24 protein-coding genes, 2 tRNA genes and 2 pseudogenes are annotated in these 26,885 nt (G+C 56.9%); 22 read left to right on the forward strand and 6 right to left on the reverse strand.

Going from position 1 to position 26,885, the window contains the following annotated elements; all coding sequences use genetic code 11:
- Positions 1-37 precede the first annotated feature (37 nt).
- Both QWY83_RS12435 and QWY83_RS12440 read left to right on the forward strand, forming a co-directional pair.
- Positions 38-1,651 carry a SulP family inorganic anion transporter gene (locus tag QWY83_RS12435; protein ID WP_249946948.1) on the forward strand — a complete coding sequence of 538 codons (1,614 nt, stop codon included), beginning with the start codon at positions 38-40 and terminating at the stop codon, positions 1,649-1,651.
- Between the two features lie 77 nt (positions 1,652-1,728).
- On the forward strand, positions 1,729-2,352 hold the full coding sequence (locus QWY83_RS12440; RefSeq protein WP_249946949.1) for a YdeI/OmpD-associated family protein: 624 nt from the start codon (positions 1,729-1,731) through the stop codon (positions 2,350-2,352).
- A gap of 4 nt (positions 2,353-2,356) precedes the next feature.
- Here QWY83_RS12440 and QWY83_RS12445 read toward each other — a convergent pair whose 3' ends face one another.
- Positions 2,357-2,965 carry a flavin reductase family protein gene (locus QWY83_RS12445; RefSeq protein WP_249946950.1) on the reverse strand — a complete coding sequence of 203 codons (609 nt, stop codon included), beginning with the start codon at positions 2,963-2,965 and terminating at the stop codon, positions 2,357-2,359.
- An 84-nt stretch (positions 2,966-3,049) separates the two neighbouring features.
- On the opposite strand from QWY83_RS12445, the pseudogene QWY83_RS12450 reads away from it, so the two are divergent.
- Positions 3,050-3,520, forward strand: a pseudogene (locus QWY83_RS12450) (GNAT family N-acetyltransferase); the annotation flags it as partial.
- A gap of 336 nt (positions 3,521-3,856) precedes the next feature.
- Positions 3,857-4,366, forward strand: a pseudogene (locus QWY83_RS14235) (EcsC family protein); the annotation flags it as partial.
- On the opposite strand, the gene ptsP reads toward QWY83_RS14235, so the two are convergent.
- The 5 genes from ptsP to QWY83_RS12480 all read right to left on the reverse strand — a co-directional run bounded on the left by ptsP (position 4,367) and on the right by QWY83_RS12480 (position 11,163).
- The gene (gene ptsP / locus QWY83_RS12460; protein WP_249946951.1) at positions 4,367-6,610 is read right to left on the reverse strand and encodes a phosphoenolpyruvate--protein phosphotransferase; all 2,244 of its coding nucleotides are present in this window, start codon (positions 6,608-6,610) and stop codon (positions 4,367-4,369) included.
- A gap of 186 nt (positions 6,611-6,796) precedes the next feature.
- Positions 6,797-8,053 carry an aspartate kinase gene (locus tag QWY83_RS12465; protein ID WP_105234259.1) on the reverse strand — a complete coding sequence of 419 codons (1,257 nt, stop codon included), beginning with the start codon at positions 8,051-8,053 and terminating at the stop codon, positions 6,797-6,799.
- Between the two features lie 111 nt (positions 8,054-8,164).
- Positions 8,165-8,578 (reverse strand): DUF1178 family protein, encoded by a 414-nt coding sequence (locus QWY83_RS12470; RefSeq protein ID WP_249946952.1) that lies wholly within the window; start codon positions 8,576-8,578, stop codon positions 8,165-8,167.
- Positions 8,579-8,648: 70 nt separating this feature from the next.
- Entirely contained in the window at positions 8,649-10,925 is a 2,277-nt protein-coding gene (locus QWY83_RS12475) for a methyl-accepting chemotaxis protein (RefSeq protein WP_249946953.1), read from the reverse strand.
- 163 nt (positions 10,926-11,088) lie between these two features.
- A tRNA-Thr gene (locus QWY83_RS12480) sits at positions 11,089-11,163 on the reverse strand.
- Between the two features lie 90 nt (positions 11,164-11,253).
- Between QWY83_RS12480 and QWY83_RS12485 the strand changes: the two genes are divergently transcribed.
- From QWY83_RS12485 to mdoH, 18 genes are all read left to right on the forward strand, one after another.
- A complete protein-coding gene (locus tag QWY83_RS12485) occupies positions 11,254-11,403 on the forward strand; it encodes a hypothetical protein (protein WP_167668764.1) in 150 nt (49 codons plus the stop codon).
- 7 nt (positions 11,404-11,410) lie between these two features.
- Positions 11,411-12,679 (forward strand): UDP-N-acetylglucosamine 1-carboxyvinyltransferase, encoded by a 1,269-nt coding sequence (gene murA / locus QWY83_RS12490; protein WP_249946954.1) that lies wholly within the window; start codon positions 11,411-11,413, stop codon positions 12,677-12,679.
- A complete protein-coding gene (locus QWY83_RS12495; protein ID WP_249946955.1) occupies positions 12,676-13,155 on the forward strand; it encodes a DUF2948 family protein in 480 nt (159 codons plus the stop codon). Before murA ends, QWY83_RS12495 begins: the two co-directional genes overlap by 4 nt.
- An 82-nt stretch (positions 13,156-13,237) precedes the next feature.
- Positions 13,238-14,542 carry a histidinol dehydrogenase gene (gene hisD / locus QWY83_RS12500; RefSeq protein ID WP_249946956.1) on the forward strand — a complete coding sequence of 435 codons (1,305 nt, stop codon included), beginning with the start codon at positions 13,238-13,240 and terminating at the stop codon, positions 14,540-14,542.
- Positions 14,543-14,553: 11 nt separating this feature from the next.
- Positions 14,554-15,033, forward strand: coding sequence for a UPF0262 family protein (locus QWY83_RS12505; protein ID WP_249946957.1), 480 nt, complete (start codon positions 14,554-14,556; stop codon positions 15,031-15,033).
- Positions 14,978-15,508 (forward strand): arsenate-mycothiol transferase ArsC, encoded by a 531-nt coding sequence (locus tag QWY83_RS12510; RefSeq protein ID WP_290245999.1) that lies wholly within the window; start codon positions 14,978-14,980, stop codon positions 15,506-15,508. The genes QWY83_RS12505 and QWY83_RS12510 overlap by 56 nt, the downstream gene beginning before the upstream one ends.
- Positions 15,509-15,510: 2 nt before the next feature.
- A complete protein-coding gene (locus QWY83_RS12515) occupies positions 15,511-15,912 on the forward strand; it encodes a ketosteroid isomerase-related protein (RefSeq protein ID WP_249946958.1) in 402 nt (133 codons plus the stop codon).
- Positions 15,909-16,496 (forward strand): GNAT family N-acetyltransferase, encoded by a 588-nt coding sequence (locus QWY83_RS12520; RefSeq protein ID WP_249946959.1) that lies wholly within the window; start codon positions 15,909-15,911, stop codon positions 16,494-16,496. Before QWY83_RS12515 ends, QWY83_RS12520 begins: the two co-directional genes overlap by 4 nt.
- Positions 16,493-17,371, forward strand: a complete 879-nt coding sequence (locus QWY83_RS12525) for a carbon-nitrogen hydrolase family protein (RefSeq protein ID WP_249946960.1) — start codon at positions 16,493-16,495, stop codon at positions 17,369-17,371. Before QWY83_RS12520 ends, QWY83_RS12525 begins: the two co-directional genes overlap by 4 nt.
- Positions 17,372-17,454: 83 nt before the next feature.
- Complete coding sequence (infA, locus tag QWY83_RS12530) at positions 17,455-17,673, forward strand: translation initiation factor IF-1 (protein WP_067550718.1); 219 nt, start codon at positions 17,455-17,457, stop codon at positions 17,671-17,673.
- A gap of 23 nt (positions 17,674-17,696) precedes the next feature.
- Entirely contained in the window at positions 17,697-18,275 is a 579-nt protein-coding gene (locus QWY83_RS12535) for a Maf family protein (RefSeq protein WP_290246000.1), read from the forward strand.
- Positions 18,272-19,306 carry a ribonuclease E/G gene (locus tag QWY83_RS12540; protein ID WP_105234270.1) on the forward strand — a complete coding sequence of 345 codons (1,035 nt, stop codon included), beginning with the start codon at positions 18,272-18,274 and terminating at the stop codon, positions 19,304-19,306. The genes QWY83_RS12535 and QWY83_RS12540 overlap by 4 nt, the downstream gene beginning before the upstream one ends.
- Complete coding sequence (locus QWY83_RS12545; protein WP_105234271.1) at positions 19,306-19,482, forward strand: DNA gyrase inhibitor YacG; 177 nt, start codon at positions 19,306-19,308, stop codon at positions 19,480-19,482. Before QWY83_RS12540 ends, QWY83_RS12545 begins: the two co-directional genes overlap by 1 nt.
- A gap of 420 nt (positions 19,483-19,902) precedes the next feature.
- Positions 19,903-22,740, forward strand: coding sequence for a calcium-binding protein (locus tag QWY83_RS12550; protein ID WP_249946962.1), 2,838 nt, complete (start codon positions 19,903-19,905; stop codon positions 22,738-22,740).
- 133 nt (positions 22,741-22,873) lie between these two features.
- Positions 22,874-22,948: transfer RNA gene (locus tag QWY83_RS12555), tRNA-Phe, on the forward strand.
- A 350-nt stretch (positions 22,949-23,298) separates the two neighbouring features.
- Complete coding sequence (locus QWY83_RS12560) at positions 23,299-24,909, forward strand: OpgD/OpgG family glucan biosynthesis protein (RefSeq protein WP_249946963.1); 1,611 nt, start codon at positions 23,299-23,301, stop codon at positions 24,907-24,909.
- Positions 24,894-25,085, forward strand: a complete 192-nt coding sequence (locus tag QWY83_RS12565) for a hypothetical protein (protein ID WP_249946964.1) — start codon at positions 24,894-24,896, stop codon at positions 25,083-25,085. Before QWY83_RS12560 ends, QWY83_RS12565 begins: the two co-directional genes overlap by 16 nt.
- Positions 25,086-25,088: 3 nt before the next feature.
- Positions 25,089-26,876, forward strand: a complete 1,788-nt coding sequence (mdoH, locus tag QWY83_RS12570; RefSeq protein ID WP_249946965.1) for a glucans biosynthesis glucosyltransferase MdoH — start codon at positions 25,089-25,091, stop codon at positions 26,874-26,876.
- Positions 26,877-26,885 lie beyond the last annotated feature (9 nt).

A 26,885-nucleotide genomic window follows, 5' to 3' on the forward strand; every position in this document is an offset into this window, starting at 1 on the left:
AGGGCGGCGGCAAGCGAACAGGAATAGGAAAACCAAAATGCCCCGTGCAAGACTGGCGGCTGTGGCCGGAAAACTCGCGATTGCCGATAAGGGCGATCTGACCCCGAACCAGCTCAAGACCGAAGTGCTGTCGGGCCTGACCGTTGCTTTGGCATTGGTGCCCGAAGCGGTCGCCTTTGCTTTCGTGGCGGGGGTTCACCCGTTGGTTGGCCTTTATGCGGCGTTTATCATTGGTTTGGTAACGGCGCTGATCGGTGGCCGTCCGGGTATGATTTCGGGCGCAACGGGTGCGTTGGCTGTAGTGATGGTCGCGCTGGTGGCTGAGCACGGCGTTGAATACCTCTTTGCCACTGTTGTTCTGATGGGGATCATCCAACTGATTGTTGGAGTAATGCATTGGGGCAAGTTCATCCGCCTCGTTCCGCACCCTGTTATGTTGGGCTTTGTGAACGGTCTGGCAATTGTGATCTTCCTTGCGCAGATGAGCCAGTTTCAGGTTCCGGGTAGTGCTGAGGCCGCAGGTCACGGTATGTCGGGTGGTGAATGGCTGTCGGGCATTCAGCTTTACATGATGCTGGGCCTTGTGGCTCTGACGATGGCGATCATCTGGGGTATTCCTAAGGTGACGAACATCATTCCCGCTCCGTTGGCGGGGATCGGCATCACCGCGATCATCGTGATTGCCTTTGGCATCGATGTGCCGCGCGTTGGTGACATGGCAGAGATCAAGGGCGGTCTGCCGATGTTCCATTTCCCGCAGGTGCCGATGACCTTTGAGACGCTCAAAATCATCCTGCCGTATTCTGTCATTCTGGCCGCGATTGGTCTGATCGAGAGCCTCCTGACGCTGAACCTTGTTGGTGAACTCACTGGCAAACGTGGTGGCGCATCGCAGGAGTGTATCGCGCAGGGCACCGCGAACTTTATCGCTGGTTTCTTTGGCACGATGGGCGGTTGCGCGATGATCGGTCAATCGATGATCAACGTGAAATCTGGTGGCCGCACCCGCGTGGCGGCGATCACTGCGGCGCTGTTCCTTTTGGCGTTCATCGTTGTGGCCTCTCCGCTCATTGAACAAATCCCGCTGGCGGCGCTGGTTGGTGTGATGTTCATGGTGGTGATCGGCACCTTTGCGTGGAACTCGTTCAAGATCCTGTTCCGCGTGCCGCTGACGGATGCCTTTGTGATAGTCCTCGTGACAGTTGTGACGGTTTGGACCGACCTCGCGACGGCTGTTGTGGTTGGTGTGATCGTGTCGGCACTGGCCTACGCATGGAACAACGCACGCCGTATCCACGCGAAAACCTATACCACGCCCGAAGGGGCGAAGGTCTATCAGGTCCAAGGCCCACTGTTCTTTGGCTCGACCGATGGCTTTATCGAGTTGTTCGACTTTGCTGGCGACCCGAGCCTTGTGATCGTGGACTTCAACGACAGCCGCGTGGCGGACCAATCTGCGTTGCAGGCGATTGAAACCGTTGCTGCGAAATACGAGCAGGCGGGTAAGAAAATCCAACTGCGTCACCTGAGCCGCGATTGCCACAAGCTTTTGACCAAAGCGGGGCACTTGATGGTCGATAGCGACGATGACCCAGATTACGAGATTGCCGTGGACTATGGTGTCCGCACTGGCATCTTGGGTGGACATTGATTTAGGGGCCTTCGGGCCCCTTTTCATTTCTCAGCGCTGAGGAGTGGATGTATCGTGGTTCCATAGGGGGGGGCGCCATGATGATCACTGACGTTGAGGATTTCTTTACCAAAGGCTGCGGTCGCTGTGCCCGCTTTGAGACGCCAGATTGCTCGACCCAAATTTGGGGCGATGGTGTGCGGCAACTGCGCGAGATATGTTTAAACGCAGGGCTGACAGAAACGGTGAAATGGGGTCATGCCTGTTATACGCATGCTGGCCGAAACATCGTGATCATCGGGGCGTTCCGCGACAATTTCCGTTTGAACTTTTTCAACGCGGGTCTGCTGAAGGACCCTGAGGGTGTTCTGGAAAAGCAGGGTGCAGAGACAAAGACACCCGACATGTTGCGCTTTACCGCGGCTGATCAGGTGGCAGCCAAAGCTGCAATCGCGGCGGCCTATATCGCCGAGGCGATGGGCTACGCAGAGGCGGGCATCAAGGAGAAGAAAACGACGACAGAGTTGGAGCTGCCAGAAGAATTGGCCAATGCTCTCGACGCTGATCCCGAAATGGCCGAAGCCTTTGCCGCACTGACACCGGGGCGGCGGCGCAGCTACGTGATGAACCTAAACGCTGCCAAGCAAACGGCGACTCGCATCAATCGGATCGCCAAGTTTCGAGAGGGTATTCTGGCGGGCAAGGGGCTGAACGAACGTTAGGCGATTATGCCTTATCGTCGGGCCGCGTGAGCGAAAAGACCTCTTTGACGATCGCATAATCGCGGTAGCCAAGGCGGGCGAGCGGCTGGAAACGGGTCACATCGAATACGCCATCGACAAGGCAGTCATCGCGCATGTGCACGCCGATGACCTCACCAAAGATCGCGGTGCTTTCGTCCCCTTCGAGCTTTACGATCTGGGTGAGGCGGCATTCGAGCGAGGCAGGCGCATTGGCGACACGTGCGCAAGCGATCTTGTCACACTCGGCTTTATCAATGCCAGCGAATTCGAACTCATCGACGTCGGCTGCATGGCTGCCCGAGGTCGCATTCATCGCGTCGCGCATCGCGTATTCAACGATGTTCACACAGAAGACACCTGTTTCGCGGATATTGGCGAGGCTGTCCTTGCCGTCGCGATCAACCTTTGTGCCGCTGGAGGAGAACATGACTTGGGGCGGCGTGTAGGCGACGGCGTTAAAGAACGAATATGGGGCCAAATTGTCGACGCCATCCGCGCCACGGCTCGAAATCCAGCCAATCGGACGGGGAGAGACAATCGCGTTGAACGGATTATGCGGCAGGCCGTGGCCATCGGCCGGACGATAGAACATAGTAAAAGGACCCTTATCTGGTTTGCGGCAGAGGTAGCGTCATGCTAGGGCGGCTTCCAGACTTTATGCGGAAAAAAGCTCGGAATGATCCAACTGACTTTGGAAACAGCGCAGGATTGGTGGGAAGTTGAGGCACTGTATGACCTCTGCTTTGCTCCTGGTCGGACGGCACTCTCGTCGTATCGGCTTCGCGATGGTGTTGATCCGATTGCGCAGCTTTGTTTCACCGCACGGGATCAGGACGGAATTCTCGCGGGTGTGATCCGCAACTGGCCTGTCTATGTGGGTGATCGGTTGGCGATCCTCCTCGGTCCTGTGGCCGTTCACCCGACCCGTCAAGGCGAAGGTGTCGGTGGCGCGCTCATGCGTAAGACCCTGAACCGCGCCTTTGACCTGGGATGGTCGCGGGTGATGCTGGTGGGCGATTATCCCTATTACAAACGGTTCGGTTTCTTCCACCTAGAAGGCGTCGAGATGCCGCCGCCGACAAACCCTGACCGCGTTCTGGGCTATAACCTTTGTCCGTCGGCATGGACGGGTGTTACGGGCAAAGTTCTGCCCGCCCCTGATTGTAATCCCGGTGGTCGTCCCCATTTAGAGGACATGATCACGAAAAGCCCGCCTCGACTGATTAACCCGACCAACCCTCTTGATGCTGCTGGGCGTGAGAGGGTGCGGGCCTTAGCGCAGCGTCAGGCATCTGCAAACGGTATGTTGATGCAGGTGATCACCTATGTGGGTGGTCAGGTCGAGGACGGCATGAAAATGCTGCCCGCCGCGTTCCGAACCAAAATCGAAGGGGCCGCGCGCACTGCACTAGAGCGCAGTTTCCATCTGGCCAAAGCATCGCGGCAAGGTCCGTTAGAGCGGGCCGTTGCAGGCGACCGCATGCACAAGGTAATCGGCGCGATTTCAGGCGCATTGGGTGGTGTTGGTGGCGTACCGACCGCGATTGCAGAGATACCTGTTGCGACGACGATTATCTTCCGTGCCGTGCAGGGCGTGGCGCAAACCTATGGTGAAGATATCGACAGCGACGAAACCCGCGCAGAGTGTTTGCGCGTGTTCAGCGCGGGTGGTCCTGATGCCGATGACGACGGGATTGATACGAGTTTCATCGGGGCGCGCGTGGCCCTAACAGGACCTGCAATCCATTCCTTGATCGCGAAGGTTGCCCCTAAATTTGCGGCTGTGTTAACGCAAAAGCTCGCCACGCAAGCGGTACCTGTTCTGGGCGCGGCTGCGGGGGCGGGAACCAATTTGGCCTTTGTGAACTACTACACCGAAATGGCGCATGTTCACTTTGGGCTGCGGCAGTTGGCGCGGGAATTCGACCCCGATCAAGTGATCGAGGCCTTCCATGCGGAAACGGTTAAAGGGCGATCTGTCGCGAAACGCTGATCAGCTCTGCTTGGACAGCCATTCGCCGATCGCCTCGCGGACCGATTGTTCCCCACGGGCGCGGGAATCGGCAATGACGCCGCGTGCTTCGTTCAAGTTCACACGGCGCAGCAGATGTTTCACGGGACCGATCGAGGCTGGTCGCATCGACAGGGTGCGTAGACCAATCGCAGCAAGGCAGACCGCTTCGATCGGGCGGCCAGCATCTTCACCACAAAACGACACGGGTTTGCCTGCCTTGGCACAGCGTTCTACGACCAGTTCGAGGAACGACAAGAAGCTGACGTTTAGCGTGTCATAGCGGCGGCGGACGCGTTCGTTTTCACGGTCAGCGGCAAAGAAGAACTGCTTGAGGTCGTTCCCGCCAATCGACAAGAAATCCACCTCTTCAAAGAAAGCGTCAGGCGCAAAGGCAAGGCTGGGGGTCTCCAGCATCGCGCCCACTTCGATCTTGGACGGCAGCGGGTGGCCTAGGATGCGTTCGCGGTCCAAGGCTTTGTTCATCTCGGCCTTCGCGTCGCGGAATTCCTGTAGCTGCGCCACAAAGGGGAACATAATGGTCAGCGGACGACCGTGTGCAGCGCGGATCAGCGCCTGTAGCTGCATCCGCAAAACCCCCGGTTTGTCGAGGCCCACGCGGATCGCACGCCAGCCCATCGCGGGGTTCGGTTCGTCCTGCGCCTGCATGTAGGGCAGAACCTTGTCCGACCCGATGTCGAGCGTGCGGAACGCAACGCGTTTGTTGTTCGCAGCATCTATGACGCGAGAATAGAGCGCCGAAAGCTCTGCACGTTTCGGCATCTGATTACGGATCAGGAACTGGAGCTCTGTGCGAAATAGCCCCACGCCTTCGGCCCCCGATGAGGGCAGCGACGGTAGGTCGGCCATAAGGCCTGCGTTCATATGCAAGTTCACGGTCGTACCGCAAAGTGCAGTCGCAGGCAGGTCGCGGATCGAAGCGTAGCGTTCTTGGGCCAAGGCTTGCATCGCGATTTTATCGCGGAAAGCGTTGTGCACGTTTTCATCCGGCCGCAGGTGTACGATCCCTTGGTCGCCATCAACGAGGATCGGATCGCCGTTGAGTGCCTCAGCGGTGATGTTTTTTGCGTGAATGACAAGCGGGATCGCCCATGCGCGGGCCACGATGGCCGCGTGCGACCCGACGGAGCCTTCTTCAAGAACGATACCGCGCAGACCCTTGCCGTATTCCAGCAATTCACCCGGCCCGATGTTGCGCGCTACGAGAACGGCATTCTCTGGCATCGCGGCGCCGGTCTCTTTGCCTTGGCCCGTCAGGATGCGGAGCAGGCGGTTCGACAGATCGTCGAGGTCATGTAGACGGTCGCGCAGGTAAGCGTCGCCCGCGCTATTCATCCGACTGCGGGCAAGGGATTGTTCTTTTTCGACGGCAGCTTCGGCAGATAGGCCGCTCTGAACGTCTTCTTCCATGCGGCGCATCCAGCTGCGGGAGTTCGCAAACATGCGATACGCTTCGAGCACCTGAACCTGTTCGGTGTTCACAGTCGTTGTCGTGTTCAGCATGTCATCGACAGAAACACGCAGCGTATCAACGGCTTCGCGCAGGCGTGCCAGTTCGCTGTCGGGGTCATCGGCGACAGGGTTCGTCACAACAACGCGCGGTTCGTGCAGGTAAACGTGGCCGTCGGTTGCGCCTTCTTGACCCGTGGTGCCACGGAACAGAACGGGCTGTTGGTGACGGGCAGTCATGGCCGAACCTTCGCCCACAAATGCGCCCAGCTCTGCCATTTCGGCGAGAACCATTGCGACAACTTCAAGCGCGTAAACCTCGTCTGCGGAAAATTCGCGAGCTTCTCTGGACTGCACGACCAGAACGCCCAAGGCGCTGCCAAGTCGCTGGATCGGCACACCGCAGAAGGACGAATATCGTTCTTCGCCCGTTTCCGGCATATAGCGGAACCCTTTGGCGGCGGGCGCGTCGGCGGTGTTGATTACGCTGCGGGTGCGAGCAACGCGGCCCACCAGACCTTCGCCCAAACGCATCCGTGTTTGGTGGACAGCGGCCGCGTCCAGACCTTCGGTCGCGCAAAGTTCGAGCGTTTCAGAATCACGGAATAGGTAAATCGAGCACACCTGTGTCTGCATCGAGGATGCGATCAGGTGCACGATTTTATCCAGTCGAGCCTGCCCTGCGGCATCCTCGGCCATGGTGTCGCGCAAGCGGCCCAGCAGCTTGCGGCTGTCGCTTTCGATCCTGTGTCCCATCGGTCCATCCGTTTTTGTTACGCCCATCTATAAGCGACCTCTGTAAGGAATGGGAGTGGACAAAAGGTGTCACGGCAAACTCTTGCTATCGCAGCATTTTTTCGCAGCTGCAGCATGGGGTATTTGCACAAGAAAAAGGCCGCCAGTGGAAACCCACGACGGCCCATCGTAAGGATTTAGGCTGGTTTAGCCTTTGTCGAGCTCGAACGCATCGTGGAGCGCTTGAACAGCGAGTTCCATGTATTTGCGGTCGATCAGGACAGAGATTTTGATTTCCGAGGTGGCGATAACTTTGATGTTGATGCCTTCTTTGGACAGGACTTCGAACATCTTAGCAGCCACGCCAGCGTGGGACCGCATGCCGATGCCAACAACCGAAACCTTTGCTACTTCGGTGTCTGCTTCGAGACGGTCAAAGTTGATCAGACCTTTTTCTTTGGCATCGTTCAGCGCCTTTTCTGCACGCATCTTTTGTTCGATGGGGCAGGAGAAGGTCATGTCGGTTACGCCGCCAGCATGGCCCTGATAGTTTTGTTCAGAGATGTTCTGAACGATCATATCGACGTTCACGCCTGCTTCGGACAGGGGCCCAAAGATTGCGGCAGCGATACCCGGTTTGTCCTCGATGGTAACGAGGGTCATTTTCGCTTCTTCGCGGGAATAGGCGACACCGGAAACGACGTTGGATTCCATGATTTGCTCCTCTGCGCAGACCAGCGTGCCTGCGTCATCTGACGGTTCTTCGAACGAGCTCAGCACGCGCAGTTTTACATTGTAGCGCATGGCCAATTCGACCGAACGGGTTTGCAGAACCTTCGCACCAAGCGAGGCCAGTTCCAGCATTTCTTCAAAAGCGATTTTATCGAGCTTACGTGCCTTCGACGTGATGCGCGGGTCGGTGGTGTAGACCCCGTCAACGTCGGTGTAGATGTCACAACGTTCAGCTTCGAATGCAGCGGCAAAGGCAACAGCGGTGGTGTCAGAGCCACCACGGCCAAGGGTGGTGATGCGGCCTTCGGGCGAGATGCCTTGGAAGCCAGCGACCACGGCAACCTTCATGCCCTCGTCGAACTTTTTATTGATGTTCTCGCTTGGGATCTCTTCGATCCGCGCAGCGCCGTGCGCGCTGGTGGTTTTGACCGGAACCTGCCAGCCCTGCCAGCTGCGCGCTGGAATACCCATTTCCTGAAGGCGCAGCGCCATCAGACCTGCGGTGACGTTCTCACCAGAGGAGACAATCGCATCGTATTCACGCGCGTCATAGAGCGGCGAGGTTTCATTCACCCAGCCAACCAGTTCGTTTGTCTTACCCGACATTGCCGAAACGATGACGATTACGTCATAGCCTTTGGCAACCTCGAGAGAGACACGTTTAGCGGCGCGGGCGATGCGGTCGAGGTTGGCGACCGAAGTCCCACCGAATTTCATGACAAGCGTCGGCATGGCTGTCCCTTGCAAAATATCGCGATCCCCTTAGCTGGCATTGCGATAAAGGGCAATTGTCCAAACGTAAGGATGCGTCATTTTTGTAACAAAAGACGGCGGTAAATTGGGCTAGTTCGTCTGTTTGCGCGGGGTGAAAGGGAGGGGCGCAACGGGAATGCCCTCTTCGAGGAGTTTGATCGCCTCTTCGGGCTTCGTTTCGCCGTAGATGTTGCGCTTTGGCGCGTCGCCCTCGTGCATTTTGCGGGCTTCAGACGCAAAGCTCATCCCGACGTAGTCAGAGTTATCTTCGACCTCTTTGCGCAGTTTCGCAATCGCCTCTTCTTCGGGGGATGCTGTCGTGGTCAGCGGACGGTCGTGATCTGTCCGAACTGACGGCGCCATGAGGGATTTGGTCACTTTCGCTGATCCACACTGCGTGCAGGCGACCAGTCCGGAGGAGTGAAGCGTGTCAAACGCCTCTCCGGATTTGAACCAGCTTTCAAAGCTGTGGCCTTGGTCGCACTTCAGTGCGTAGCGGATCATGATGAACCCTCAGTTTCGCGACTATCATTCAGAATTAGCGCGTCTTGATCGTCTGGAAAAGGGGCGCGCGTCAGAAGGTGCCGTAACCGCGTTCGTCGTTGTCGGCGTCAATGACCACGAATGGCGCAGGTTTGGCCGGCGCATTTGCGGTTTCCACTTCTGCCACGGGCGTTGATTCGGATTCTTCGGCGTTGTGGTTTTTCTCAGGAACATATGCGGGTTTAGGGGCTTGTGTTTCCTCAACCTCAACAGGGGTCACGTCGATGGGTTCGATGTGGTCCTCTTTGTCCAGTTTGAACTTGCTGAGTTCTTCCAGAAGCGCCTCGTTGGTCATGGTCAACTGCGTCGCGGTCGATGCGAACGCATCGGCCTGCTGGCTCGTAACGCGTGTGATCCGTGCAATATCGAGGATCGCGTCGTTAATCAGATCAACGCCGCGCGACTGTTCGGCGCTTGCGGCGGAAATCGTGGTTACCAGATCGGACACATGCGCAATGTTTTCCGCGATTTGGTCAAAGGACGCGCGGGTTTCCTCCGAAATAGCAACGCCTTCGCGCACGCGCTCAGAGCTGCCTTCAATCAATTCGCTGGTCTCGCGTGCGGCCTTGGCCGAACGACCTGCGAGGTTGCGCACCTCTTGGGCGACGACAGCAAAACCACGGCCATGCTGACCTGCGCGGGCAGCCTCAACTGCCGCGTTGAGCGCGAGCAGGTTCGTTTGAAACGCGATTTCGTCGATAACTTTGATGATCTTCGCGATGTCTTGGCTCGACGCGTTAATTGCATCCATCGCATCGACCATCCGCGACACCTTGAGCGTGCCCTGTTCAACAACAGCCGAGGTGCTTTCTACGAGTTCCTCAGCCGCTTTGGCCGACTCCGCGTTGGTTTTCACTTGGCTTGCGGTCTGTTCGACCGAGCTGGACAGCTCTTCGACCGCGGAGGATTGGATGTCTGCGTTGTTGGCAAGGGACTGCGCGGCCGTTTCGAGGTCACGCGCAGATAAGGTCAGTTCATCCATACCGTTGCGGAACTTCTTCATCGTATCAGCGATGAACTTGATCAATCGGTCGAACCCGCTGGCCGCCTCGCCCATTTCGTCATCCCGTTCGACGACCATCATACGTTTGGTTAGATCGCGTTCGTCTGCCATACGGCTCATTCGTCGTGATACCCAAATGATCGGGCGCACGGTCGCGCGACCCATCATCCCACTGATGATGCCGACCACGATAATGATGCCGACGACGAGTGCTGCAATGATGTTCGTCAGAGAGGTCGCGTCAGCCAAAATCATGTCGTGGTTTACGGTGATCACGAGGCCGTAGGAGGTATCACCGATCTCAACCGGGCCGTATGACGACATGAGCGACACGCCTTCGGCGCTATCGAATACCATCTGGCCTGTTTCACCATTTATAGCGTTGGCAATGTTGGGAGAATTGCGCGACAGGCGCAGGTGATGACCTTGGCGTAGACCAGAGGGAAGAAGGCCAGACAGGATCACGGCGTTGCCGTCTGGGTTCACAAGAACGATCTGTGCGTCAACGCTCAGGCCGTTTTTTTGGCGCATGGCCTTTTGGATTGGTGTCTCTGGAACAGCAAAAATAAGCGCGCCGAGTGTGTTCCCAAAATCATCAACGACAGGTGCGCCCATGAACGCGTTCACAGCGCCGCCCGACAAATTGTAGATGCCGAATTCCGAAGTCAGGATCGGTGTGCCATCGGAAAAGGCTCCGTTCCCCGTGTTGTGCGTGGTTGTGAGATCCATCGAAAGGAGGTCCCGCGCCATCGCTGCGACATCCGTATTTGCGATTTTTGGGTCAGAGATGTTGAGCGCAAAATCGTCGCGTTTCGCAAAGGTATAAACAATGTTCCCATCAGGATCGACCAAGAGGAGGTCGTCGATCGTCATTTCAGTAGCGACCACGTTGAACCAACGATGTAGGTTCGTGTGGAGCGTCGTATAGTGACTGCCGTCACCTGCGTTCAGCAGTTTTGACCGATCATTCATCAAAATGTTCGGGTTGTTGGTCGTGTAGATGTCGCGGATCGTCGTCAGGTTCGCCTCTAGGCCGTCATTCGCAGATAGCGCCCGCGAGAAACCACGAAGGGCTGAGGCGATAGAGATGTCATCAGCGAGAAGGTGCAGCGCACCGCGATAGCTGTCCATCTGAGCCATAATCGCGTCAGAAATGACCTGTTGGCTGGCTGTCAGGTTTTCAATCGCGGCTTTTTCCATCGTCGCGTTCATGCGGTTCGTTGCCAGAATGCCAACGAAGCTCGCAGAGACTGCACTGAAAAATACGAACGCGAGTGGAAGTTTCCACGAAAGAGACAGTTTCATACCGACCGGCCTATTAACTCATCGACCGATTACACGGCCTTCCACTGTGGGTTACGGCCCAAGGGAAAAAGGTTTTAGGAAAAAATGCCGTTCGAACCTGCGACATCGCGACAAACGGAAAACGACCACGCTCTGGCGTATCTTATTGGAATGTCGAGGGGGATGGTGCTGCAGGGGAGGATTGAACTCCCGACCTCTCCCTTACCAAGGGAGTGCTCTACCACTGAGCTACTGCAGCGTCTTTTCGGTGCGGGGGAATTAGCTGCAAAAGATTCCATACGCAACCCCTCTCTGGACGGTTTTTTTATCAGCGGGTATCAGAAGGGTCATGAGTGAGAAAACAGGCAATAAAATTGGTGATCCTAAGGTGCAAACCCGTGAGGATCGGTTAAAAGCTGCGTTGAAAGCTAATATGGCGAAGCGCAAGGCACAGGCACGTGCGCGCGCGACCGCAACAGATATTTCTGAGGAAGAGTAGGGGCATTATGGATTCGATTCTGGTTACGGGCGGTAAACCGCTGCGCGGTGAAATCGCGATTGCGGGCGCAAAGAACGCCGCGCTGACGCTGATGCCCGCAACTTTGCTCAGTGACGAACCCCTCACGCTGACTAATACGCCGCGCCTGTCTGACATCAAAACGATGACCGCTCTGCTGCAGTCGTTGGGCGCTGAAGTCTCTGCTCTGGCGGATGGTAAGGTCATGGCGATGTCGTCACATGGTCTGAACTCGACCCGCGCGGATTATGAAATCGTTCGTAAAATGCGGGCGTCAAACCTTGTTCTTGGGCCGCTCTTGGCGCGTGAAGGTCATGCGATTGTATCGCTTCCGGGTGGCTGCGCGATTGGCGCGCGTCCGATGGATATTCATATCGCCGCGTTCGAGGCGATGGGCGCGACCATTGATCTAAAAGACGGCTATCTGCACGCAACAACCCAAGGCGGGTTGAAAGGCGGCGTTGTAAAACTGCGCTTTGCCTCTGTTGGTGCGACCGAAAACGTTCTCATGGCCGCGACCTTGGCCAAGGGCACAACGATCATTGAAAACGCAGCGCGTGAGCCAGAGATCGTAGACCTTGCGACCTGTCTACGGGCAATGGGCGCCCAGATCGAAGGCGACGGCACCAGCCGTATCGAAATTCAAGGCGTCGATCGCCTGCACGGTGCAACCCATCCTGTTGTCACCGATCGTATCGAGCTCGGCACCTATATGCTCGCCCCTGTGATTGCGGGTGGTGAGGTCGAATGTCTGGGCGGGAAACTGTCGCTCGTCGAATCATTCGTTGAAAAACTGACCGAGGCGGGAATCACTGTTGAGGAAACCGATCGCGGCCTCAAAGTGCGCTGTGACGGTGGTCGTCCGAAAGCGGTGAATGTTACGACAGAGCCGTTCCCAGGCTTCCCCACCGACCTTCAGGCGCAGATGATGGCGATGCTTTGCTTTGCTGATGGCACATCGGTGCTCGAAGAGAAGATCTTTGAAAACCGCTTTATGCACGCGCCTGAACTGATCCGTATGGGTGCAAAGATCGATGTTCATGGCGGCACCGCGACCGTTCATGGCGTCGATAAGATGAAGGGCGCACCTGTGATGGCAACCGACCTTCGCGCGTCGGTTTCGCTGATCCTCGCGGGTCTGGCCGCGGAAGGTGAGACGCAAGTGAACCGCGTGTACCACCTCGACCGAGGCTACGAGCACGTTGAGGAAAAACTGGGTGCCGTTGGTGCGCAGATCGAAAGGATCAAAGGCCAGTGACCCAAGATGCTCGGTTCGAAGATGGTGCCGACGCACCGCTGCGGCTAAAGGCGCTGGACGCGGACGACCTCGCTGTTGTGTCGTCACTCGTTCAGGATTCGGTGTTTCCATCATCGGAAATGTTTTGGAAATCCAAAGAGCGCCGCTTTGCCCTTCTGTTGAACCGTTTCCGTTGGGAAGATGCGGATAAGGCGCAGACCCGCAATCGCGCCTTTGAACGGGTCCAATCCGTTCTGGCGATTGAGGATGTCACCGCTGTTCGGTCCCAAGGGGTGCCGCGCGGTGATGCGGATACGGTGCTGTCGTTGTTGTCCATTAGCTTTGAAGCGGGCGAAGATGGGACAGGCACTGTTATTCTGACCCTCGCGGGCGATGGCGCCATTGCGCTGTCGGTCGAAGCGCTGGAAGTCGTCCTACGCGATGTCACCCGTCCTTATGTTGCGCCGTCTCATAAGGCTCCGCAGCACCCTGAATAATGGCTTATGCCTAAAATGACGCGGCCCCGATGATTGAAGGGGTCGTGATGGGGCGCTATCAAGCCTCAGAAGGAGACCGCCCATGCCGCATTTTCTGGACACCACTGACGCAGGTTTCGAACAGGACTTTGTAGCCCTGTTGGGGATGAAGCGTGAAGACAGCCCTGATGTGGATGCCGTCGTGGCGGGTATCATCGCCGATGTTCGGGCACGTGGTGACGCGGCTGTTCTGGAACTTACCGCGAAATTCGACCGCATGGAATTGACCGCTGATCAATTGCGGTTCTCGGACGCTGAGATCGAGGCGGAATGTGCAAAGGTTTCGGACGAAGATCGCGCTGCGCTCGAACTCGCGGCGGAACGTATTCGGGCCTATCACGAACGTCAGATGCCTGCAGATGCTCTGTGGGTGGACGAGGTTGGTGCGCAACTTGGCTGGCGCTGGACCGCGGTTGAGGCTGCTGGGCTTTATGTCCCAGGTGGTCTCGCGTCTTATCCGTCGTCCGTTCTGATGAACGCGATCCCTGCCAAAGTAGCGGGCGTCGATCGTTTGGCGATTGTGGTGCCGACACCTGACGGCGTGACGAACCCGCTTGTTTTGCTGGCTGCGCGTATCGCTGGCGTGGACGAGATCTACCGTGTTGGCGGCGCACAAGCGATTGCGGCATTGGCCTATGGCACCGAAACCATCGCGCCCGTGGATAAGATCACAGGGCCGGGCAACGCCTTTGTCGCGGCGGCAAAACGTCGTGTGTTCGGCAAGGTCGGCATTGATATGATCGCTGGCCCGTCCGAAATCCTCGTGATCGCGGATAAAGACAATGATCCCGACTGGATCGCGGTTGATCTGATGTCTCAGGCTGAACACGACGAAAGCGCGCAATCGCTTTTGATTACGGATGACGCTGATTTCGGTCGCGCCGTCGCTGCCGCCGTCCAGAAACGACTCGAGACGCTTGAACGTCGCGAAATCGCTGGCGCAAGCTGGCGTGATTTTGGCGCGGTGATTGTTGTGCGTGACATGGAAGAGGCTGTGCGCCTCTCGGATCGGATCGCGCCCGAACACCTCGAGATTTGCACCGCTGATGCTGAGGCGCTGTCGGAAAAGATTCGCCATGCTGGCGCTATCTTCATCGGTTCCTTCACGCCCGAGGCTATTGGCGACTACATCGGCGGGCCAAACCACGTGCTGCCTACGGCGCGTTCGGCCCGTTTTTCGTCGGGTTTGTCGGTCATGGACTTCGTAAAACGCACCACTTTGTCACGAATGACGCCTGAGGCACTTTTGGCTATTGGCCCCGCGGCGGAACGTCTGGCACAGTCGGAAAGTCTGGAAGCGCACGGATTGTCGGTCCGCGCTCGTCTGGACCGTTTGAACAAGGGATAGGGCATCGCGGAATGTCAAAGATCATTCACATTGAGCTGGACGACAGCAATCTGCCGCCGCCCACACCTGAGGTCGAACAGGAACGCCGCGTGGCGATGTTTGATCTTCTCGAAGAGAACAGCTTTGACCTCGTGTCGCGGGACGACCGTCCTGCGCCTGAGGGGCCGTATAAGCTGTTCCTCTCGGTGCGCGAACGCCGTCTTGTGTTCGAGATTAAGACCGAAGCGAACGACCCCGCAGGTGAATTCCACCTCAGCCTTGGGCCGTTCCGTCAGGTGGTCAAAGATTACTTCATGATCTGCGAAAGCTATTTCGATGCGGTGAAAACCGCTGCGCCGAGCCAGATTGAAACGATCGATATGGCGCGCCGTGGTATCCACAACGAAGGCGCCAACGTTCTGCAAGAACGTCTAGAGGGCAAGGCGGTCGTGGATCATGACACCGCGCGTCGCCTGTTCACTCTCATCTGCGTTCTGCATTTCGGGGGCTGATTTGGACGAGGGCGGTAAGACATATCAGCCTCTCCCGCAGTCGGTTCTGTTCTGCTGCGATCATAATTCGGTCCGGTCGCCTATGGCCGAAGGATTGATGAAGAAATTCTACGGCACGGGATGTTACGTGCAGTCCGTGGGCGTAAAGAGCGATCTCGAAATCGACGGCTTTACCATCGCCGTCTGCCAAGAGGTCGGCGTAGAGCTATCCCGCCACCGTGCGCGGTCTTTTGACGAGCTAAAACAATGGGGCGATGACCTGTCGTCGTTCGACCTTGTTGTTGCGTTGTCGCCTGCGAGCCAACGTCAGGCTCTTGAAATGACGCGGTTTTTCCATCTCGATGTTGAATATTGGCCGATCCTCGATCCGACGGGGTTGGGGACCACACGGGATGAAAAGCTCGAGAGTTATCGCAAAACACGTGACCAGATAATTGCCCGCCTGCATGACAGATGGGGCCCGTCAAAGGAGTGACCATGGACGCCAAAGCCGTTCTTCAACGTTATTTTGATGCTTTCAATGCAGGCGATAAGGCTGGCATGTTGGCTGAGTTGTCGGATGACGTGGCCCACCACGTAAACGAGGGCGAAGTGCGCGTTGGCAAAGAGCTGTTCAGCGCATTTTGTGACCACATGGACCGCTGCTATCGCGAATGTCTGACAGATATCGTGATCTTCGGCTCTGCTGACGGCACCCGCGCCGCGGCTGAATTCACGGTGAACGGCGAATATCTCTCGACCGACGAAGGTCTGCCTGAAGCTACGGGTCAGAAATACGTCCTGCCTGCCGGGTCGTTCATGTCACTGAAAGACGGCAAAATTTGCCGCGTCACTACCTACTACAACCTCGCAGATTGGATCCGTCAGGTCAGCGCATGACACTGACCTATCAGGTTCTAGACGGGGACGCGGTCGCGGCGGCGCTGGATGATCTAGCGCGGCTTCGGATTGATGTGTTTGCCGATTGGCCTTACCTCTATGCAGGGTCGCTCGATTACGAGCGGGACTATGTCGCGACCTATCGCGATGCGCAAAACGCCATTCTGGTCGCAGCCAAGGATGGGGACCGCATCGTTGGCGCGGCAACGGGCACCCCAATGGAAGATCACGCGAGCGATTTCGCGGCGCCCTTTGCGGCGACAGGTATCCCGCTGACCGACATCTTTTACTGCGCCGAATCGGTGTTGCTGGCTGACTATCGGGGGCAGGGCGCTGGACATGTGTTCTTTGACATGCGGGAGGCAAAGGCGAAGGCTCTGGGTCGCCGTTACGTGGCGTTCTGTTCGGTGATGCGGCCAGAGGATCACCCTGCGCGGCCTGCGGACTATCGACCCTTGGATGGGTTTTGGGGGAAACGCGGATACGAAAAACTCGACGGGGTCGTTGCGCGGTTCAAATGGACCGACCACGGTGATGTCGAACAATCGGAAAAGCCGCTTCAATTCTGGATTAAAGCCCTATGAAAATCGCTACTTCTGCCTACCGCCCCGAATGGCACGCGACGTGGTCATCGCTTGAGACGAAGCTGACGGGCTGGGTGTCTGCCGCTGCGGGGCAGGGCGCTGAACTGCTCGTGTTCCCCGAATATGGCGGGTGCGAAGCGGCCCTGATCGGGACCCCAAACGACTGTTCGCCTGCGCAATGGGCGGGGCGAATGGCGGATGCGGCTGAGGATTGGATCGCGCTGCATTCCGATCTGGCAGCGCAGTTTGGCGTTCATATCCTCGCGGGATCGCTCTGCGTTCGGGATGGCGAGCGGATGGTGAATAGGTCTTATTTGCTTGGCCCATCGGGGGATGCGGTGTTTCAGGATAAGCTGATCCTGACACCCTATGAACGCCGTGAAATGCAATTGTCGGTCGGGGAAACGGTAAAGCTGTTCGATACCGCCTTGGGCCGATTGGGTATCTTGATCTGCTATGACAGTGAATTCCCGCTGCAGGCCCGCGCGATGTGCGAAGGTGGCGCGGATATGATCCTGGTGCCCTCCGCGACCGATCTGTCGGCAGGCCAAACACGTGTGCGCCAGTCGTGCCGTGCGCGTGCGATCGAAAATCAATGCCTGATCGTGCAATCGCCCGTTTTGGGTCCTGTGTCGGATTGCGACGTGTTGGATACGGGAACAGGTCGTGCCGCGCTCTTCTGCTCACCCGATCATGGTTTGCCGAGCAATGGGATCATCGCCCAAGGTGACACGGACGAGGCGGCATGGGTTATCGCAGAGGTCGATCCTGCGGCCATCGCGGCCCCTCGGGTTTCGGGGCAGGTCGGCAACTTTAGCCATTGGACCGAACAGGATTCGCGGCTTCAAAACCTCACCTTGGCGACCCTCGCCTGATTTGCGCTTGAATTATTGGTAAATCGGGCGCATTTAACCGCCGTTCCGCTCATGATGGCGGATTTTGCAATTACGGAGATCACATGGCCAAGGAAGAACTGCTCGAATTCCCCGGTGTCGTGAAGGAACTCCTGCCGAACGCGACATTCCTGGTCGAGCTTGAAAACGGCCATACGATCATCGCACACACGGCAGGTAAACTTCGCAAGAACCGCATCCGCGTCCTCGCGGGCGACAAGGTTCAGGTGGAAATGACCCCCTACGACCTGACAAAAGGTCGGATTAACTATCGTTTTCGGTGAGCACGGTTTCACCGACATCCGGTTTGCAGCTTATCTTGGGCTCCGGTTCGCCGCGGCGACTGGAGCTTTTGGCGCAGATCGGGGTAACGCCATTTGCGGTGCGCCCGCCTGACGTGGACGAAGATCCGCGTAAGGGCGAACAGCCGCGCGACTACGTTAATCGTATTGCCGCTGATAAGGCCGCTGCCGTGCCCTGTGGCGCGGACGAGGTTGTGCTCTGCGCCGATACGACGGTTGCGCTGGGTCGCCGCATCATGGGTAAACCTGTGGACGAGGCTGAGGCGGCTGCGTTCCTCTTTGCCCTCTCAGGTCGACGTCACCGCGTGATCACTGCCGTTGCGGTGAAGCGCGGCGATAAGATTTGGCAGACGGATGTTGTCACTACCGTGGCGATGAAGCGTCTCTCTAATCCCGAAGTGAATGCCTACCTCGCCTCTGGCGATTGGAAGGGCAAAGCGGGCGGATATGCGATCCAAGGGCCCGCGGGCGCCTTTACCCCGTGGATCAACGGGTCGTTTACGGGCGTCGTCGGCCTTCCGCTGGCTGAAACAGCTGGTTTGCTGACCGCTGCGGGCTTTCCTTTATACGGAGTAGAACAATGAAGGGACGTTCGATCCTTCTAGACCACGTCGGTGAGCGCGAAGCTGCCGCACTGATGGTAGATGGCAAACTCGAAGATCTGCTGATCGACGATGATAGCCAGCCGCGCCCCGGTGCGATTTTCCGCGCGATCTGTGATCGTCCGCTCAAGGGGCAGGGCGGTATGATGCTGCGCTTGCCTGAGGGTGAGACGGCGTTCCTGCGTCAGAGCAAGGGTCTGCGTCCTGGTCAGCCGATGCTGGTTCAGGTCACGGGCTACACCGAGGCGGGTAAGGCCGTTCCTGTGACCGACCGTGTTCTGTTCAAAAGCCGCTATGCGATCGTCACACCGGGCAAGCCGGGCGTGAACGTCAGCCGTTCCATCGACGACGAAGAAGACCGCGCCCGTATCAGTGCTATTGGCCACGCCGTTATGGAAGGGATCGAACACGGTCTGATCCTGCGGTCGTCCTGCGCTGGTGCCGATGACGACGATATCGCCGAAGACATCGCAGCGATGGCTGATCTGGCGAACGCCGTTCTGAATGACCTTGAAGGCACGGAGCCTGAAGCTCTGACCGAAGGGGATGGTCCGCATGTCCTCGCGTGGCGTGAATGGGTGTCTGCGGCTGAGGTCGTAACCGACGAAGGCTGTTTCGAAGATCACGGCGTCATGGATCAGATCGAAGCGCTGAAATCGCCGTTCATCGATCTGGGCGAGGGCCACATGTATGTCGAAGCGACCCGAGCCTTGGTGGCGGTCGATGTGAATACGGGTGGCGATACCTCGCCTGCTGCGGCGCTCAAGGCGAACTTGGCTGCGAGCCGTATGTTGCCGCGTGCGTTGCGTCTGCGTGGCCTTGGTGGCCAGCTTGCCGTCGATTTCGCGCCGATCTCAAAGGCGCATCGGAAACAGGTCGAACAGTCCTTGCGCGCGTCGTTCCGCAATGATGCCATTGAGACGAGCCTTGTGGGTTGGACGACGATGGGCCTGTTTGAATTGCAGCGCAAACGCGAACGTCTGCCTTTGGCTGCGATCCTGCGGGGGCTGTAATGGCCTGTCCGATTTGCGCGAAAGAGACGGATCAGAAGTACCGCCCGTTCTGTTCCAAGCGGTGCGCGGACATCGATTTGGCTAAGTGGTTGTCGGGTTCTTACGCCATTCCATCTGCCGAACCGATCGATGAGTCAGATATCCCAGAAGATGAAATGCCCCCACTGCGGCATTAGTCGCAATTGGAGAAAAGTGACGAAATAGGCCGTCATTTGGGCGGCCTTTTCATTTTCAGCCGAGGCGAATCGGAAAGCAAACTTCTGATTAAAGTTGTTTTAGATTCTAAAATCGTCATTTTTAGAATTTTAAACAACTTAAAGATGATTTCTGGGTGTATTCGACGGTTTATGTTTGCGCCTGAAGGTGGCAAAATTTTTTATCTCTAAAAATACATGAAGTATACGAATGAATATTTTTGACTCTTATTAAGGGGCAGAAATGTGGAATTTGGTCAGCTCACTCTCCTGTCGTGACCGTTGGTTAGACCTCTGTTTCCTTAAGTATCACTGCTTTTCCCGCGATGATTGAGTTGAGGCGCACAAGCGTCCTCAGAGTTCGGGTGCCGTTCTCTTCATCTCGCATCGGTTGGGTTTGTCGTGGCTATCGTACAGCAAATGATCATCGGAAATGACGGATACGCATCTGACGTATTATCATCCGAGATGTTCGGCATTAATGCGCTGTTTACCAAAGACGGAACCATTGATGGCGGTCAATACGATACTTTTGTCGACCAACTGGGCACGACGTCTTTTCGTTTTCCAGGCGGCACAGTTACCGAAAAACTTTTCGAACCAGATAATGCGACCTCGCAGCAATTCTGGTCTTTGACCGCTCCAGCCAACCTCGAAGATGATTTTGTCACCGCAAAAGAATTCGTCGCTTACGCCGCTGACAAAGGCGCAACAATCGACTGGGTTCTGCCGACCGAGCATTTCTATTCCGCGGCCACTGACGCCGCTGGCAACCATTTGCCAGACGAGGCTGCGGTTGATGGCTTGCTTGCGCACATCGATGCCCTGATCCACGGACTCTACGGCGAGGTCAAACTCGACACCGTCACCATCGGTAACGAATACTGGGTGAACAACGGCGCCCGTGAGACCCCTGCCGAATATGGCAAGATGGTCAACGTGATGGCCAAAAAGCTGGACGATCTGTTTGAACAGTATCGTGTGGAAATTGGTGATCCTGATTGGGTTGCTCCCAAAATTGCGATGCAGACTGCATTGCCTTGGGATCGCGACGATATTCCTCAGATCATCGGTGAGATGGACATGGAGGCCCGTGCCGCCATCGACGTGATCGAAACTCACTACTACCCCGATGACTACGCAGAGATCCAATCCAGCGGCAGCGTCTTTGATCGTCTCGACGACATTGCCTACGCAAAAGGGTTTGGCGACGTTGAATACTACGTTTCGGAATGGAACGTTCAGAACCGCGTCGGCAACGAATTCGGGATGGAGCAGGCGTCGAACATCATCGAAATGTTCGAGGACATGGCGGTTCACGGTGTTGATCAGGCGTCTGTTTGGGGCACGACTTACAAGTCGCTCTACACCCGCCTTGGCCGCATCTATAACGACGCAGACGCACCTGGTGGCACAGCAAGCGAACTGACCCCTGCAGGCGAAGTGATGCGGATGATGTCGCGCAGCCTCGTTGATACGCAGGTGATCGACGTGTCGTATCCGCAGCGGTTCTTTAGCGATATCGGCGACGATACTGCGCAGGATCAGGTGGACATCAATGCTTTTGGCAATGACGAAAAGGTCGTCATCTTCCTCGCATCGCGGTCCGCTGATGGCATCGATATCGAATTGAACGTCGGTGACCTCGTCAGCGATTACGATCATCTGTGGGTTCAGCAGTTGTCGACCATCGATAACCCGTTCTCGAGCACCTTGGACGAAGGCGATCCGCTGTCCTACCTGTCGCGCCCGTTCACCGAAACCTTTATGGGTGACGAAGTGACAGCAAGCGATGGTGACATTCATCTGTCCCTCGACGGTTATGACATCGTTAAGCTGGAATTCTCGATCGGCACTGGCGTTGATATGTGGGGCAACGATGCGAAAGTTGACCGCTACGCCGACTACTCTGACCGTCTGATCGGCACCGACCACGCTGACACTATTGCTGGCAACCTCGGCGATGACACGCTGATGGGCGAAGCTGGCCGTGACACCATTTTCGGTGGCGAAGGCAACGACACCATCGACGGTGGCGCTGGCGATGACACGCTAGTCACGGGTGAAGGCAATGACATCGTCACCACAGGTGAAGGCACAGATACCGTCATCACAGGGGCAGGCGAAAACGACGTCACCATCGAGGGCGAAGGTGCACATCTGTTCATCGACACCACGGGCGATACCGTTGTGACGGGCTTTGATGCGACTGCAGGTCATACGCTCAGCTTCATGGGCGCTTACGAAACCGTTGATGACCTAATGAACGCGGTCTCCATTCAGGACGACGACCTGATCTTCTTGCATGCTGATGGCGGCACCACTGAGCTGCTTGGCGCTGCTGGGCAGTTGGGTGACCTGACCAATTCGCTCGTTGATTTTACCGATCCCGAAGGTGTTGCTGCAACGCTCGACCGGGTTGAGAACATGCGTGGCGATACCGAATTCGCAGACTTCCTGACGACGGCATCGCCCGAGGACGTAGCGGATTACCTGTCGGGTCTTAGCGCAGACGAACTATCGGACCTCTTGGAAACCACCGACGTCAATGCGCTGCTTGAAAACATTCCAGCAGAGAACCTCCCGCTGCTTTTGAATGCCTTCGATCAGGCCGACCTTGATGCGTTCCTCGAGGACGCTGATCCGGTAGCGTTGCTCGATCACCTCGAAAATGCGGGCGATGCAGCTGACGCTATGTTGGCAGCATTCGACCCTGATATTCTCGACGACTACCTGATGCGGATCGCTGACGCGTTCCCGCTTGATGAAAGTGTAGATCTCGAGCTTGATACCAAAGCGTTGCTGGCCGATGAATATGAAGCTAACGCGACTGTCATTCCGTCTGTCGACGAAATCATCCAAGCGATGAACCAGCCGATCGAGGAAGAAGACACCACGCCTTACAGCGGCGAAGACGTGTCCGACATGACCTTGGACGGTGGCGCTGGCTCGTGCTTTGTTGCAACGGCTGCTTACGGCGACACTTACCACCCAGATGTGAACTACCTGCGCCGTGTTCGGGACGAAATCCTCGTTCACAACAGATTCGGTCGGGCCTTTATCTGGACCTACTGGCGCGTTGGTCCGATTCTCGCAAAGATGCTGATGCCGCATCCGCATCTGCGCGGTTTCGCACGTGGTGCTCTGGCTCGGGTGATCGGTTACATGCGTGATCGCGATGTCGTTGCCCGTTACAGCAAAGGCTTCCGCAGTTCCTATCACCTCTCGGGTAGGGGCTAGAAAGAGGAATACCCTCTTTCCGCGAAAATTCGGAAAACAAATTCAAAATCGGTCAAAATGCCTCTGGACACCCCCGCGCTACCTGTCTAGAACGCCGCTACCCAGCGAGGAACAGAGTTTCTTGCTAACCGGTGCCCGGGTAGCTCAGGGGTAGAGCAGTGGATTGAAAATCCTCGTGTCGGTGGTTCAAATCCGCCCCTGGGCACCATTTAAAACCCTCTCAGGCAATTCGATGCGCTCTTTGACAAAGTAGCTGTTTCTGACTTTTAGTCGGCTCCATCGCGTTTCAACTGTTTTGGCCCCTCAAATCGCGCTGACCGCCCATGCACGTGTGGGCTGATCTGCGTTGGCTGCATTGCGGCTATGTTGTGTTTGCAATTGCAGCAACCAGAGGTGCGAAAACCTGCTTATTTCGCAGTCGATTTCAGGCGGTAACACGCTTGTGCCACAGGTTTGTTACATTGCCTCTTGCGGAGAATCTGGGCGAGGCACTAATTGGGAGCTTGAAAAACGCTGGCGACCTTGATTCCGGCAAAACTATTGAGATATAAAACGAAAATGGCCTCCTTGCGCCCGACTGATGCGTCTGTTTCGCGTCGTGATCTCTTGGCTCTTGTTGCTGGGCTTGTTCCTGCAACCATCCTCGGGATGCCTGTTCCTGCAAATGCCCAAGAGGCGGATGCTGTTGAGGGGAATTCTGTTGCTGCTGTGCAGCAATTTTCGTTCGATCTATTGTCCGAACAGATGCGAGAGCTCTCGCGTGGCGTGTATGAACCCCATCCTGTGACCGAAGGTTTCATCGACGGGTTGAATTACGACGGTTATCGAAAAATCCGGTTCAACGACAAGGCGGCGCGTTGGCAGGACAGCGGGTCTGATTTCCGACTCGCAGCGTTTCACATGGGGTGGCTGTTCCCTGAACCCGTTCGCATTTTCGAAGTTGCTGACGGTGTCGCGACCGAAATGGTCTTTTCGACCGATGATTTCGAATATCTAAACGATCTGAAGGACCGCGTTCCCGATCACTATGCTTTGCCTGGTGTGGCTGGGTTCCGTTTGAATGCGCAACTGAATCGCCCCGATAAATGGGATGAAGTCGCCGCGTTCTTGGGGGCGTCCTATTTCCGCGCGTTGGGTCGCGGGTCGGCTTATGGACTGTCGGCGCGAGGTTTGGCGCTCAACACCGGCACCCAAAAGGGAGAAGAATTCCCACGGTTCTCACGATTCTATATGGAGCGTGATCCGAACGGTGGTCCGGCCCTCACGATCTATGCCGCGCTAGAGAGCCCGAGTGTCACGGGTGCGTATCGTTTTGTCATTGAACCGGGCGCTGAAACGCTCATGGATGTGACCTGCCGTCTGTATTTCCGTCAGGACGTGGTCGAATTGGGCATTGCGCCGATGACCTCAATGTTCTTGTTTTCGGAAAAGAACCGTGCGGGCTGGGATGACTATCGTCCGAACGTCCACGACAGCGATGGCCTGCGGATCGAGCGTGCGGATGGCAATGTTATCTGGCGTCCGTTGAACAACCCGCCACGCCTGACGGGTTCGTATTTCAGCGAAATCGCCCCACGTAGTTTTGGCCTGCATCAACGCGACCGCGATTTCGCGAGCTATCAGGACGTTGGTGCGCGGTATGAACGGCGTCCGTCTTTGAACGTGGAGCCAATTGGCGACTGGGGCAAAGGCCATGTTCGGCTCGTTGAAATCCCGTCTGATCTAGAGGCGAATGACAATATCGTTGCCTATTGGATCCCCGAAGATCGCGCTGTTGCTGGCGACCATCGTGAATATTCCTATCGTTTGCGTTGGGGTGATTTGGCCCAAGACGCTGGATCGGATTTGGCTTGGGTGTTTGAAACCCGTTCGGGCCATGGCGGCATTTCGGGTGTCGAAGCCGAAAAGGGCACGCGCAAATTTGTGATCGATTTCAAAGGTGGCCTTATGGCTGCGCTGGATGGCGAGGCAGAGATTGAGCCCGTGCTGAACGCCACAGGCGGCGAAATCTATGGCCATACCCTCGAGAAAATCAGCGGAACGGATATTTGGCGGCTGGTGATCGATGTGCGCGCTAATGCGGACGCCGTCGTAGAGCTTTCCGCCTATGTGAACGGGTTTGACCAACGTCTGACCGAAGTGTGGCTCTATCAATGGATCAACGCATAATGGATCGATCGACAGGACACTTTGCACCCTCGGAAGAGCGTTTGATGAGCGCGGCAGGCACCTTGCCCGACGCGCCGATGGCGATGCCTGAACAAGACCTCTCTGCGCCGATCACAGTCTCGGTTCGGGGCTGGTTGCGGGCCTTGACGCTCTTGCCGTCGCGGGCTGGTCAGTAATCGATGGCACATCCCATGGGGGCAGCCGTTCGGGTGATGATCATCCGAACCATTGTGCTGTTGGCGGCTATTCTAGCGGCCTACGGTGGGTTTTCTCTGTTCTTTGAATTTGGTGCCGCAGACGGGATCGATGTGATGGATTTCGTCCGTTCGGGATTGATTTTCGCGTCGACGTTCTGGCTGGCATGGGGCGCGTTTACTGCGATTGCGGGATTGTTCAGCCAACCCAAACCTCCCGCGCGTCATGCCGGTTATTTCACGGAACGCACCGCCGTTGTCATTCCCGTCTATAACGAAGACCCCGTTGCCACCTATGCCCGCGTCGCGGCGATGATGGCGTCGATTGATCAAACGGGGCATGGCGATCAGTTCCACTTTGCCATTCTGTCGGACACGCGGGATGAAGCGATTGCGGCGCGGGAACGTCATTGGTTTGAGCGTCTGTTGAATGAGACTGATGGAGATGGGCGGCTGTTCTATCGCCGTCGCGTGAAAAACACAGGTCGCAAGGCGGGCAATATCGAGGACTTCATCAAACGCTCTGGGTCTGCCTATGACTTCATGATCATCCTCGACGCGGATAGCCTGATGGAAGGCGATACCATGGTCGAAATGGTGCGCCGTATGATCGCGACACCCGATCTGGGTCTTTTGCAAACACTGCCCAATATCATCCACGCGCGGTCCCGTTTTGGCCGCGTGATGCAGTTTGCGGCGACGTTTTATTCCCCCGTATTTGCCCGCGGCTTGGCCTTGATGCAGGGGCGCACGGGTCCGTTCTGGGGACACAATGCCATCGTGCGCACCCGCGCCTTTGCTCAATGTTGCGCTCTGCCTGAATTGGCGGGGCGTCCTCCGTTTGGCGGGCATATCTTGTCGCATGACTATGTAGAGGCCGCACTTCTGGCCCGCGGTGGGTGGGTTGTGCGGGTCGATGATGATCTGGCCGGTAGTTATGAAGAAGGCCCCGAAAACATTGTCGATTTCGCGAAACGGGATCGCCGTTGGTGCCAAGGCAACCTGCAACACAGTCGCCTTTTGCTGGCCCGTGGTCTGAAACCATGGAGCCGATTTGTCTTTCTCCAAGGTATCCTCGCCTATATCGCGCCCGTCTTTTGGCTGGCGTTTTTGACGGCCTCCATCGCGGCCCCGTTGTTCGCGCCGCCGATTGACTACTTCCCCATCGAAAACTGGCCTTTTCCTGTTTTGCCCGTGTCGCAAGTATCCAAGGCGCTGAGCCTCATGGTCGGTGTCGTAGGGTTGTTGTTCCTGCCCAAGGTGCTGATCGCGATCAAGGCTGGGTTCGATGGACGGGTCGTGGGCTTTGGCGGGATGCTGCGAGCTGCTGCGTCGACATTGGCCGAAGTGGCGCTCTCGACCCTCACTGCACCGATCTTTTTAATGTACCAGACCCGCTCGGTGAGCCAAGTTTTGCGTGGCGCGGACGGCGGTTGGCCCGCGCAGAGCCGTGGTGATGGAAGCCTATCGTTCGGCGATGCGTGGTCCGCGAGCTACTGGATCGTCCTCACGGGCGCCGCCGTCATTGGTGCGGCGCAGATGTTGTCGCCTGCCTTAGTTCCGTGGTTGCTTCCAGTTGCTCTGCCGATGGTGATCTCGCCCTTGTTGATCGCGTGGCTGTCGCGCCCCGGTTTTTCGACTCTCTTTACCACCCCAACAGAAATCGCAGCAGCGCCAATTATGGCGCTACAGGCCGATGTCCTGTCGCGGTGGTCACCATCCGCAAACGCAGAGGCCGATGCCTCTGCCGATGCTGTTCCTTTCGCCGAATAAGGCCCCGTT

This window comes from Marivivens donghaensis, from assembly GCF_030410045.1.
Classification (GTDB): Bacteria; Pseudomonadota; Alphaproteobacteria; order Rhodobacterales; family Rhodobacteraceae; genus Marivivens; species Marivivens donghaensis.